A 12,521-nucleotide genomic window follows, 5' to 3' on the forward strand; every position below is an offset into this window, starting at 1 on the left:
GTTCATCGGCCGATCGGTGTCACGCCGCGCCGACGACGTCCTTCTCCTCGGCGAAGTGGCAGGCCGACTCGTGGGCCGCCGGCGTGTCCACGCCCGCGAACGGCTCGGGGATCGCCAGCAGCGGGACCTCCTTGGCGCACTTGTCCTGCGCCTTCCAGCAGCGGGTGCGGAAGCGGCAGCCCGAGGGCGGGTTGGCCGGGGACGGCACGTCGCCGGTGAGGATGATCCGCTCGCGGTTCTCGCGGGCCTCCGGGTCCGGCACCGGGACCGCCGACAGCAGCGCCTGGGTGTAGGGGTGCGTCGGGTGCTCGTAGATCTGCTCGTCGGTGCCGATCTCGGCCATCTTGCCCAGGTACATCACGCCCACCCGGTCGGAGATGTGCCGGACGATCGACAGGTCGTGCGCGATGAAGATGTAGGACAGGTTGAACTCGTCCTGCAGTCGCTCCATCAGGTTGATGACCTGCGCCTGCACCGACACGTCCAGCGCGGACACCGGCTCGTCGCAGATGATGACCTCCGGGTTGAGCGCGAGGCCGCGGGCGATGCCGATGCGCTGGCGCTGACCGCCGGAGAACTGGTGCGGGTAGCGGTTGATGTACTCGGGGTTGAGACCGACGACGTCCAGCAGCTCCTGCACCTTGCGGCGCCGGTCGCCCTTCGGGGCCACCTCGGGGTGGATGTCGAAGGGCTCACCGATGATGTCGCCCACCGTCATACGGGGGTTGAGCGAGGTGTACGGGTCCTGGAACACCATCTGGATGTTCCGGCGCACCGCCTTCAGCGCACGGCCGGACAGCTTGGTGATGTCCTGGCCCTTGTAGAAGATCTCGCCGGAGGTCACCTGCTCCAGGTTCATCAGGAGCTTGGCCACCGTCGACTTGCCGCAGCCGGACTCGCCCACGATGCCCAGGGTCTCGCCCTGGTGCAGGTCGAAGGAGACCCCGTCGACGGCGCGGACGGCGCCGATCTGACGCTTGAACAGGATGCCCTGGGTCAGCGGGAAGTGCTTGACCAGGTTGCGCACCTGAAGGATCGGTTCGCCCTGCGCGACGGGCGCCTCGACGGCGGCCACCGCCTCGTCCTCGGTCGCGGCGTCCACCACCTCGACATCGGAGACGTTGGGCGTGACATCGGCCCCGTCGTCCTTGTTGAGCTCAGCCACGGATCGTCTCCTTCCAGAAGTGGCACGCGGAGCCGCGGCCGACCAGTTCCGTACCGTCCTCCTCGGTCACCGGAACGAGCGCCGGGACATCGGTGCGGCATATGTCCTGCGCCTTGGCGCAGCGGGGGTTGAAGGCGCAACCCGCCGGGATCTGCTGCAGGTTGGGCGGCAGGCCCTTGATCGCGTAGAGCTCGTGCCCCTTCTGGTCCAGGCGCGGGATCGAGTCCAGCAGGCCCCGGGTGTAGGGGTGGGCGGGCCGCTTGTACAGCTCGTGCACGGGCGCCGTCTCGACGATCCGGCCGGCGTACATGACGGCGATCTTGTCCGCCACGTCGGCGACCACACCCAGGTCGTGGGTGATGAGGATCAGGCCCATGTTGTACTCGCGCTGCAGCTCGGCGAGCAGGTCCATGACCTGGGCCTGGACCGTCACATCGAGGGCCGTGGTGGGCTCGTCCGCGATGATCAGCTCGGGCTCCAGGGCCAGCGCCATGGCGATCATGATGCGCTGGCGCATACCGCCGGAGAACTGGTGCGGGTAGTCGCCCACGCGCTCCTTGGCGGCGGGGATGCGCACCCGGTCCATCAGCTCGATGGCCTTGGCCTTGGCGTCCTTCTTGGACATGCCCTGGTGCGCCCGGAACATCTCGCCGAGCTGGTAGCCCACCGAGAGCACGGGGTTGAGCGAGGACAGGGCGTCCTGGAAGATCATGGCCATCTTGGCGCCGCGCAGCCTGCGCCGCTCGCTCTCCGGCAGCGCCAGGATGTCCTGGCCCTGGAAGAAGATCTGGCCCTTGCTGATCCGTCCGGGCGGGCTGTCCAGAATGCCCATGATCGCCTGCGCGGTGACGGACTTGCCGGAGCCCGACTCACCGAGCACGGCGAGCGTCTCGCCGGCCTTGACGCTGTAGTTGACACCGTTGACCGCCTTGGTCACGGCGTCCCGGATCTTGAACTCCACGTGCAGGTCGCGGACTTCGAGCAGCGGCGCGGTCCCGTCCGACCCGGTGTTCGCGGGTGCCATCTCCAGGCTGGTCATGCCATCACCTTCGTGTTGCTTCAGAGGGGGTCGACTCACGGCGGTGCCTCACCGGAGCTTCGGGTCGAGCGCGTCGCGCAGACCGTTGCCGAACAGGATGAAGCCCAGCGCGGTGACGACGATGGCTATGCTCGGGTAGGTCCACATGTAGTCCTTGACGCCCATGAAGCCACGGCCGGCGGAGATCATGTTCCCCCACTCCGCGACCTGCGGTTCCACGCCGACGCCCAGGTAGGACAGCGACGCCTCGGCGACGATCGCGATACCGACGTTGCTCGTGCCGTACACCATCACCGAGGTGATGGAGTTGGGCAGGATGTGCTTGCGGATGATCCGGCCCTGGCTCGCGCCGAGCGCCTTCGCCGCGTGCACGTAATCCATCTCGCGCACGGAGAGGATCTGGCTGCGCAGCAGTCGGGCGAAGACGGCCCAGGAGAAGATACCGAGCGAGAGGACCACCGGCATCACGCCGCGGCCCATCACCAGGATGATGACGATGGCACCGATGAGCAGCGGGAACGCGAAGAAGATGTCCGCGATACGCATGATCACGGTGTCCACCCAGCCGCCGTAGTAGCCGGCCAGGGCGCCGAGGACGACACCGATGGCGACCGCGAGGAGGATCGAGGCGAGACCCACGATCACCGCGATGCGGCTGCCGTAGATGAGGCGGGACAGTTGGTCCCGGCCGAGCGCGTCGGTGCCGAGCAGATGATGGCTGCCCGGCGACTGAAGCGTCGCGTTGAGGTCCTGCTTCAGCGGGTCGAAGGGCGCCAGCACGGGGGCCAGCACGGCGACGAGAACCAGGATGACGATGATCGCCAGTCCGACGACGGCGAGCTTGTTGGCGAAGAAGCGGTGCCGGATGTCGGACCACTGGCTGACCCGGGCGACATTGGGTTCGGCGCCCTGCTTGGCCGCGGCGGGATCGGTCTGGACCGGCCCTCCCGTGCCCGTGACGAGTTCGGTCATGGTGTGACTCCTAGGGGGAAACGACCCTGCCGGTCAGGCGAGGCGGATGCGCGGGTCGAGGGCGGCGTACAGCAGGTCGACGACGAGGTTCAGCACGACGAAGATCGCCACACCGATCGTCACCACTCCCGTGATGATGGGGTTGTTGTTCTGCTGGATCGCCTGGACCAAGGCGAGACCGATGCCGTTCCAGTTGAAGATCGTCTCCGTGATGATCGCACCACCGAGCAGCGTGCCGAAGGAGATACCGATGTAGGTGACCACGGGAATGACGGAGTTGCGCAGAATGTGCCGCACGAGCACCGTCCGGCTGGGAAGTCCCTTGGCCACGGCGGTCTTGACGTAGTCGGCGCGCAGCACTTCGAGCATGCTGCTGCGGGCCAGCTGGGCGACGAGGGCCGCGTCGATGATCGCCAGCGTGACACCGGGCAGCACCATCGACTTGAAGCTGCCGTCGGCGATCAGCGGGAACCAGTTGAGCTTGATGACGAAGACGTTCTGGATGATCATGCCGAGCACGATCGGTGGCACGCCGATGGCCATGGTGGTGAGGAAGGTGGCCGACACGTCCCAGACCGAATATCGCTTGATCGCCGCGAGGATACCGACGGACAGACCGATGACGACGTCGACCACGATGGCGAACACCGCCAGCTTCGCCGTGTTCGCCAGCTTCGGCTGCAGGATCTCGGTGACCGGCCGGCTCTGCGTGTAGTCCGTACCGAGGTCGCCGGTGACGAGCTTGCCCACGTAGTTGCCGTACTGCACCACCAGGGGCTTGTCCAGCCCGTACTGCTTGTGCAGCTGCGCGATCACGGCCGGGTCGCGCGCCTTGTCACTGCCCGCGATCTGCCCGACCGGGTCCCCGGGCAGAATGAACAGGCAGGCGAACAAGATCATCGTCGCGCCGAGCGTGACGACGATCAACTGGCCCAGCCTGCGGACCACATACCTTCCCATGACATGCCTCTCTCGCCTTTGCTGCCGCTTCCCAGGCAGCTTCCCAGCCCCATATATGGGGGTGTTGGGGGTGGGGCCGGAAGGGCGGATCGCACCCTCCCGACGGTCGTCGGGGGCCGGGGGGGGGGGGGGCCCCCCCCCCCCCCCCCCACCCCCCCCCCCCCCACCCCCCCCCCCGCCCCGGCCCCCCCGCCCCCCCCCCCCCCGGGGGGGGGGGGGGGGGGGGGGGCGGGGGGGGGGGGGGCGCGGCCCCCCCCCCCCCCCCCCGGGGGGGGGGGGGGGGGGGGGGGGGGGGGGGGGGGGGGGGGCCCCCCCCCGGCGGGGGGGGGGGGGGGGGGGGGGGCCCCCCCCCCCGGGCCCCCCCCCCACGACCCCCATCACCGAACGCCGCCGTCAGCGGCACCCGATTACTTCAGGCTGATCTCCGGAAGGCTCGGGTTCTCGTGGAAGTCCAGCGTGGCGTTGCCGAACTTCTTGGTGTTGACCAGACGGAACTGGGTGCGGTTCCACAGCGGGATGAGCGCCATGTCGTCCAGCGCGACCTTCTCGGCCTGCTTGTACAGGGCGTTGCGGCCGGCCTGGTCCGCGGTGCCGCGGGCCTTGGCGACCAGACCGTCGAACTCCTTGCTGCTGTAGCGCTCCCGGTTGTCACCGGTGACCTTGCCGGAGGCGTCCTTGTTGATGGACGCCGAGTCCAGCAGCGGGAACAGGTAGTTGTCCGGCGTCGGGTAGTCCGCGCCCCAGGCGAAGCGGTACAGGCCCGTGGCGCCCGGCTTCTGCTGGTCGCCGAGGAGCTCGGCGAACGGCTTGCCGACCGTCTTGACCTTCAGGCCGAGGACGTCCTGGAGCTGCGCCTGGACGGCCTGGATCCACTCCTCGTGGCCGGCACCGGTGTTGTAGGCCAGCTCGATGGTGGTGCCCGGCTTCAGGCCGCCTTCCTTGGCGAGCTGCTTGGCCTTGGCCTTGTCCTGCTTGACGCAGGAGGCGCACAGGTCCTTCTGGTACACGTCCTTGAAGACCGGCGGCAGGATCGTCGTGGACTTCGTCATCATGCCCTGGAAGACGCCCTTGATGATGGCGTCCCGGTCGATGGCGTAGGAGACCGCCTCGCGGGCCTTGACGTTGTTCAGCGGCTTGGTGTCCGTGATCGGCAGCAGGAAGTTCATGCCGTTGGTGTCGATGCCGGTCCACTCACCCTGCGGGTCGTACTTGGCCTTGGCGGCCGGCAGCTGCGGGGTGGGCATACGGGCCCAGTCGTACTGACCCGACTCGAAGCCCTGGTACTCCAGGGTCACGCCGTTCTGGGAGTTCAGGATGTCGATCTGGACCTTGTCCAGGTGGGCCTTCTTCAGGCCGTAGTCGTCGTTGCGGACGAGCGTGACCGACTTGTTGTGCTCCCACTTGCCCTGCATCTTGAACGGGCCGTTGCCGATGGGGGCTTCGTTGTACGTCTTGTTGTGGGCGTCGCCGGCCACCTTGGGGACCGGGCTGAAGACGGTGTGCGAGGTCTTGATGTAGAACTCGAAGTCCGGCTTCGACAGCTTCACCTGGAGGGTGTAGGGGTCCGGGGCGGACAGGCCGGACATGGTCTTGGCCTTGCCCGCCTGAGCCTCGTCGAAGCCCGCGATGCCGGCCATGTGGTAGGCCACGTCGGACGCGGCCGACTTCACCGCGACACGGTTCCAGGCGCGGATGAACGACTCGGCGTCCACGGCCTCACCGTTGGTGAACTTGGTGCCCTTCTTGATGGTGAAGGTCCAGGTCTTGCCGTCGCTGCTGACCTTCTTCGAGGTGGCCAGCGCCGGGACGACCTGACCGTCCGCGGTCGGGTCGTACAGACCCGTGAAGAGGTTGTCCGTGACGAGCGTGCCCTCGGACTCCTGCGAGTTGTACGGGTCGATGGCCACCGGCTCGGTGATACCCATCCGCCAGGTGCCACCGTTCTTGCCGGAGCCCTTGCCGCCGCCGCTGCTGCCGCCCCCGCTGTCGTCACTGCTCCCGCAGGCCGTCGCAGCCAGAGCTATGACGATCGCACCCGCAACCCACTTGGCGCTCTTGGCACCACGCATGGGGCTCCTCCTCATGAGTCCAATGATTCACCGCATCAGGGGACACCAGACACATCACCGTTACCGGTGCCTGAAATGGTCAAGTGCCCCCGCGCTCGTGAGTCGGCGCCGCCTTCAGCGCGGGACGCGTCGATCCGAGCTCTACGCGCCTAACTATCTGCCATGTGCCGGGGACCGAACCACACCTTCAAGGTCTCGGTTCGATCACACCTGACGCGTACATCTTCCAAAATCCGGACAAAGGGTTTGCCGAAAGATCCCTGCGAAACGGACTTGTTACACAAGTATCGGGCACCGATGTCCGTATACCGGACGGAGAGGCTGGAAAACCTGTTGCGCGCGACGGCGGACCTGACTGTGTCGACGCCATGACGCGGGACAGACCGGCGCGAGAGCCCGAATGCCGCAGATTCCGGTCACTTTACCAACGGTAAACAACCAGGCGGAGTAACGGTAGGGATCTGATGCCAAGTCATAGGGAAAACCCTCTACACGCAGCACGTCTACAAGCAGCACGGCCGGGCGTCCTGGGACGCCCGGCCGTGCTGCTTACGCGTGTTTACCCGTTGCGGTGTGCCAGCCCGTGTCAGCCGTGCTTGGCGCGGCTGGCGGCGCGGGCGCGCTCGCGGGCGTCCAGGTTCACCTTGCGGATGCGGACCGCCTCCGGGGTCACCTCGACGCACTCGTCGTCGCGGCAGAACTCCAGGGACTGCTCCAGCGACAGCTTGCGCGGCGGCACGATCGACTCGGCCACGTCGGCCGTCGAGGACCGCATGTTGGTGAGCTTCTTCTCCTTGGTGATGTTGACGTCCATGTCGTCGGAGCGGGAGTTCTCGCCGACGATCATGCCCTCGTACACCTCGGTGCCCGGCTCCGTGAACAGCACGCCGCGCTCCTGGAGGTTCGTCATCGCGAACGCGGTGACGGCACCGGAGCGGTCGGCGACCAGGGAACCGTTGTTACGGGTCTGGAGGGTGCCGAACCAGGGCTCGAAGCCCTCGTGGATGGAGTGCCCGATGCCCGTGCCGCGGGTCTGGGTCAGGAACTCGGTCCGGAAGCCGATCAGACCGCGGGAGGGCACGACGAACTCCATGCGGACCCAGCCGGAGCCGTGGTTGGACATGTTGTCCATCCGGCCCTTGCGGACGCCCATGAGCTGCGTGACCGCGCCCATGTGCTCCTCGGGGACGTCGATCGTCATCCGCTCGACCGGCTCGTACGTCTTGCCGTCGACGTCCTTGGTGACGACCTGCGGCTTGCCGATGGTCAGCTCGAAGCCCTCGCGGCGCATGGTCTCGACGAGGATGGCGAGGGCCAGCTCACCACGGCCCTGGACCTCCCAGGCGTCCGGACGCTCGGTCTCCAGGACGCGCAGGGAGACGTTACCGATCAGCTCGCGGTCCAGGCGGTCCTTCACCTGGCGCGCGGTGACCTTGCGGTCCTTGACGGCCGCCTTGTTGTCGGCGCCCTTGCCGGTGCCGCCGCGGCCGACCAGCGGGGAGGTGTTGGTGCCGATGGTCATGGAGATCGCGGGCTCGTCGACCGTGATCAGCGGCAGCGGGACCGGGTTCTCGGTGTCCGCGAGGGTCTCGCCGATCATGATGTCCGGGATACCGGCGACGGCGCAGATGTCACCCGGGCCGGCCTTCTCGGCGGGCTTGCGGGTGAGCGCCTCGGTCATCATCAGCTCGGAGATGCGGACGTTGCTGATGCTGCCGTCCCGCTTGATCCACGCGACGGTCTGGCCCTTGCGCAGCTCGCCCTGCTCGACACGCAGCAGCGCGATACGGCCGAGGAAGTTGTCGGCGTCCAGGTTGGTGACGTGGGCCTGGAGCGGGGCTTCCTCGTCGTAGGTCGGGGCCGGGATGTGCTCCAGGATCGTGGAGAAGAACGGCTCCAGGCTGGTGGAGTCGGCCGGGACCGTGCCGTTGTCCGGCTTGGTCAGCGACGCGATGCCGTCACGGCCGCAGGCGTAGACGATCGGGAACTCGATCTGCTCCTCGTCCGCGTCCAGGTCGAGGAAGAGGTCGTAGGTCTCGTTGACGACCTCGTCGATACGGGAGTCCGGGCGGTCCGTCTTGTTGATGCACAGGATGACGGGCAGGCGCTGCTGGAGGGCCTTGCGCAGCACGAAGCGGGTCTGCGGCAGCGGGCCCTCGGAGGCGTCGACGAGCAGGACGACACCGTCGACCATCGACAGACCGCGCTCGACCTCGCCACCGAAGTCGGCGTGGCCGGGGGTGTCGATGATGTTGATCGTGATCGGGTCCCCGCCGTCCTTGGGGTGGTACTTCACCGCCGTGTTCTTGGCGAGGATCGTGATGCCCTTCTCACGCTCCAGGTCGTTCGAGTCCATCATGCGGTCGTCGACCGAGTCGAGCTGGTGCGCGGCGAAGGCACCGGCCTGCTTCAGCATGCCGTCGACGATGGTGGTCTTGCCGTGGTCGACGTGGGCGACGATGGCGACGTTGCGGATGTCGTGGCGCGTGGCCATAGGTTGCCGTACTCCCGGAGTGTGAGGATTGCCCTGCGCTTACGTCTGTGTCGCGCGGGCCCTGCCGGGCTGGACACGCCACGGCCTCACCCCATGGTACGGGGCCCTCCGGGGGTTTGGCGTTCCGGGTACGTTTATGCAGCTCAGGGTCCCTGTGGGCGTCGGGGTGACCTACCAAGGGGCGCGGGGCTGTGCTCGATATGCGGCTCCGCCGCGTGGGCGCGACAAGCCCCCGCACAGCTGCACCCGCCCACGGCGCTCGACCCTCTACTCCTTGGCCGCACTCGCAGACGCCTTCCCGCCGGAGGCCTTCGCTCCCTTCTTCAGGAAGCCCATGTCCTCGTAGATCGGGGTCTCGAAGCCGAAGGCTCCGGTGTTGGCCAGGGTGGTGCGGGCGCCGACGAGCTGGGGGCGCTGGTAGAGGGGGATCGAGGCGGCGGCGGCCCAGATGCGGGAGTCCGCCTTGCGGATCAGGTCCCGGGACTCGTCCTCGTCCAGCGTGCCGGCGGCCTGGTCGAAGAGCTGGTCGATCTGGTCGGTGCCGACGCGGGTGTAGTTCTGCTCGACGTTCAGGGAGCCGTCGGCGGCCGGGACCGGCTTGGCGTAGATCGGGCGGGCGTCGGTGGCGGGGAAGGCGGAGGACGGCCAGGAGTACAGGGCGAGGTCGTACTGGCCGGCGGCGATGTGGTCCTTGAAGTAGCTCTCGTCCGGGACCTTGGTGATGTCGGTGCGGATGCCGACCTTCTGGAGCATGTTCGTGATCCGGTCGGCGACCGCGCGGAGGGCCTCGGAGCCGGGGCCGGAGGGGAGCACGAAGCGCAGGATGAGCGCCTTGCCGTCCTTGGCGAGCGCTCCGGTCGCGGTGCTCCCGGGGGCGGCGGTGCCGCGCGGGGCGTACGCGCCGGGGACGCCCTTGCCGGTGTGCTGCCTGCCGTCCTTCGCGAGGTGCTTGCCGCCCTCGTCGGTCTTCGTGTGGTCCTGGTGGTCCCTGGCGTCCTTGTTGTCCTCGCCGATGATGTACGCGCCGTCGTCGCCGCCCTCGGACTCGTCGCCGCGTTCCTCCTTCTTGCGCTCGGGGCCGGCCGCCTTCTCGGGCTTCTTCTGCTCCTTGACCGGTCCGCCGAGCACCCACCCGGCGTCCGCGAGCAGCGCCTGCGCCTGGGCGGTGTCCTGGCCGCCCAGGGCACCGCTGTTGTCGGCGTAGTCCGGCTGCCCGGACAGGGCGAGGTGGCTGCCGACCGGGACGGCGGGCAGGCCGAGGGGGGTGAGGACGACCTTGGCGAGCTCGGTGCGGTCGAGGGCGTGGGCGACGGCGCGGCGGACCCGCTCGTCGGCGAGGGGGCCGTCGGAGCCGTTGAGGGCGAGCTGGGTGTAGGCGGGCTCGAGGGACTTGCGGACCTGGAAGCCGCGCAGCTGCTGCTGACGGCGCAGATAGGTGGTGAGGGACTCGCGCAGCTTCTTGGCGGCGGTGCGCCCGGCGCCCTGGAGGGGCGTGCCGGTGCCCTTCTGGCGGGTGGCGAGGTTGATGCGCTGGGCCTCGCCGGTGTCGACCTCGGCGAGGTCCACGGTGCCGTCGGCGAGCGCCGCGGCCCGCTTGTCGCGGGGCACGGCGTGCAGCACGATCTCGGACAGCTTGGCGGGGCGGCCCCACCAGCGGGGGTTGCGGGAGAGGACGACGTCCTTCTGCGCGGTGTCGACCTTCTTGACCTTGAAGGGGCCGGCGGTGACGTCGAGCTTGCGGCGGGCGCCGTCGTTGAAGGCGTCGGGGGTGCCCATGACGTCCTTCGGGTACAGCGGGGAGAACAGCGAGCGCCAGTCGGCGTAGGGGCGGCTGAAGGTGACCCGGACCTCCAGGTCGTTGGCGCCGCGTTCGATCTTGGCGATGCGGTCGTAGCCGGCGTTGCGGGCGGTCCAGTAGGCGGTGTCCTTGCCGGACAGGGCGCGCCACTGGGCGGCGAAGTCGGCGGCGCCGATCTCCCGGCCGTCGCTCCACACGGCCTGCTGGTTGAGCCGGTACAGGACGACCTGGCGGGGCTCGGTCTCGATGACCTTGGCCTCCTCCAGGTAGTCGGGGTTGCGGACCGGACGGCCGGCGGCGTCAAGGCGGAACATCGACGGCAGGACGGCCTGGGCGACCCGGGTGGTGCCGGCGTCGGCGTCGGCCTGGAAGGTGTTCAGCGTCTCCGGTACGTCGTCCACGGCCCAGCGGAGGGTGCCGCCGTCGGCGATCTTGGCCCGGGCGGCGGAGGCGATGTCCTGTCCGGCCAGCGGGGCGCTCGTGTCGTCGTCGGACCCGCAGCCGCCGAGGAGGGGCATCGCGAGCGCGCCGGCGGTGAGGAAGGCGACCGAGCGCATGACCGCGCGCAGTCCGACGCCGTCGTGGGACATCTCTGCTACCTCCGGGGAGCCGCTGGCGTTATCGTCACTTTTGGCGGTATATGGAGCTGATCAGATCTATCTCACCCACTGAAGGGGAAAGGATCCGGCAACAGAGCGCGACACGGCGGCAACGGACGGCAAACCCACCCGTGCGGCGCAACACACCACGAGATGCACCCGTACGCCCCCGGCCAATCGGTGCACATCTCTTCACAGGGGCAGGTGTGGCGCGCAACACTCGCTGGCGCATGAACGTTGCCGCCCAGGGCCCGCAAGGCCCGTGGAAGTGAGGGCAAGTCATGTCCGTGCACGACGAATTGACATCAGTCCAGCGCTGCCTCGACGACCTCTACCGGTCGCTGGGGCATCTGGAGAAGCAACTCGGCAGCGGCAGTCTGGAGATGCGCCGGGTCCGGACGGACGCCAACCATCTGCGCGAGAGCGTGGCGCTCCTGCGGGACGCGGCTGCCGCCCCGGCCACCGCCAAACGGCCCGACCTCGTCACCATCTCCGACGCCCCCTACGACATGAGCCTGTGGACGGACTCGGACGACGAGGGACTCGGCGCCCGAGACCGGCACGCCCCCTGACCCGACCGGAGTCCTGCTTTGGCCACTGGTACGGAACCCAGACCTGACAGCGGTGGTGTACGCAACCGTACGCGCGCCGCGATCGCCGCCCCGCACCTGCGGACCGACCGCTGGTGGCTGGCGCCTGCCGTCACCGCGGCCGGTCTGTTCGCGTTCGTCGTCTACTCGACCTGGCGGGCCTTCGCCAACGCGGACTACTACGCGGCGCCGTACGTCTCGCCCTTCTACTCGCCCTGTCTGGCGGAGAACTGCCGGACGATGCACGCGGGCCCCAACGCCGAGCTCTTCGGCAGCTGGTGGGCGATCTCCCCCGCGATCATCATCCTGATCTTCCCGCTGGGCTTCCGGCTGACCTGCTACTACTACCGCAAGGCGTACTACCGCAGCTTCTGGGCGTCCCCGCCGGCCTGCGCGGTGGCCGAGCCGCACCGCACGTACACCGGCGAGACCCGCTTCCCGCTGATCCTCCAGAACATCCACCGGTACTTCTTCTACGCCGCCCTGCTGGTCGCCGGGGTGCTCACCTACGACACCGTGCTGTCCTTCCGCGACGAGCACTACCGCTGGGGCCACATGGGCCTCGGCACCCTGGTGTTCCTGGCCAACATCGTGCTGATCTGGGCGTACACGATCTCCTGCCACTCCTGCCGGCACATCGTCGGCGGCAAGCTCAAACACTTCTCCAAACACCCCGTGCGCTACCGGATGTGGCAGTTCACGGGGCGGCTCAACGCCCGCCACATGCAGCTGGCCTGGGCGTCCCTGGTGAGCGTGGCGCTCGCCGACTTCTATGTGTACCTGGTCGCGTCCGGCGTCTTCGACGATCCGCGCTTCTTCTAGATGAGTGGGGCTA

9 protein-coding genes are annotated in these 12,521 nt (G+C 68.4%); 2 read left to right on the top strand and 7 right to left on the bottom strand.

Annotated features, from left to right (window positions below):
• Window positions 1-19: 19 nt before the first annotated feature.
• The 7 genes from ACH45E_RS34650 to ACH45E_RS34680 all read right to left on the bottom strand — a co-directional run bounded on the left by ACH45E_RS34650 (window position 20) and on the right by ACH45E_RS34680 (window position 11,087).
• Window positions 20-1,165, bottom strand: coding sequence for a dipeptide ABC transporter ATP-binding protein (locus ACH45E_RS34650; RefSeq protein ID WP_361447716.1), 1,146 nt, complete (start codon window positions 1,163-1,165; stop codon window positions 20-22).
• Complete coding sequence (locus tag ACH45E_RS34655) at window positions 1,158-2,204, bottom strand: ABC transporter ATP-binding protein (RefSeq protein ID WP_361447714.1); 1,047 nt, start codon at window positions 2,202-2,204, stop codon at window positions 1,158-1,160. The genes ACH45E_RS34650 and ACH45E_RS34655 overlap by 8 nt, the downstream gene beginning before the upstream one ends.
• 48 nt (window positions 2,205-2,252) lie before the next feature.
• The gene (locus tag ACH45E_RS34660) at window positions 2,253-3,176 is read right to left on the bottom strand and encodes an ABC transporter permease (protein WP_361447712.1); all 924 of its coding nucleotides are present in this window, start codon (window positions 3,174-3,176) and stop codon (window positions 2,253-2,255) included.
• Window positions 3,177-3,209: 33 nt separating this feature from the next.
• Window positions 3,210-4,136 (bottom strand): ABC transporter permease, encoded by a 927-nt coding sequence (locus tag ACH45E_RS34665; protein ID WP_361447710.1) that lies wholly within the window; start codon window positions 4,134-4,136, stop codon window positions 3,210-3,212.
• A gap of 407 nt (window positions 4,137-4,543) precedes the next feature.
• Window positions 4,544-6,205 (bottom strand): ABC transporter substrate-binding protein, encoded by a 1,662-nt coding sequence (locus ACH45E_RS34670; RefSeq protein WP_361447708.1) that lies wholly within the window; start codon window positions 6,203-6,205, stop codon window positions 4,544-4,546.
• Window positions 6,206-6,791: 586 nt separating this feature from the next.
• The gene (typA, locus tag ACH45E_RS34675; RefSeq protein ID WP_361447706.1) at window positions 6,792-8,699 is read right to left on the bottom strand and encodes a translational GTPase TypA; all 1,908 of its coding nucleotides are present in this window, start codon (window positions 8,697-8,699) and stop codon (window positions 6,792-6,794) included.
• Window positions 8,700-8,966: 267 nt separating this feature from the next.
• Entirely contained in the window at window positions 8,967-11,087 is a 2,121-nt protein-coding gene (locus tag ACH45E_RS34680) for an ABC transporter family substrate-binding protein (RefSeq protein ID WP_361447704.1), read from the bottom strand.
• A gap of 290 nt (window positions 11,088-11,377) precedes the next feature.
• On the opposite strand from ACH45E_RS34680, the gene ACH45E_RS34685 reads away from it, so the two are divergent.
• Window positions 11,378-11,668 carry a hypothetical protein gene (locus tag ACH45E_RS34685; RefSeq protein WP_361447702.1) on the top strand — a complete coding sequence of 97 codons (291 nt, stop codon included), beginning with the start codon at window positions 11,378-11,380 and terminating at the stop codon, window positions 11,666-11,668.
• Window positions 11,669-11,686: 18 nt separating this feature from the next.
• On the top strand, window positions 11,687-12,508 hold the full coding sequence (locus tag ACH45E_RS34690) for a hypothetical protein (RefSeq protein ID WP_361447700.1): 822 nt from the start codon (window positions 11,687-11,689) through the stop codon (window positions 12,506-12,508).
• Window positions 12,509-12,521: the final 13 nt, after the last annotated feature.

The organism is Streptomyces sp. NPDC020299, from assembly GCF_044387825.1.
Lineage (GTDB): Bacteria > Actinomycetota > Actinomycetes > Streptomycetales > Streptomycetaceae > Streptomyces.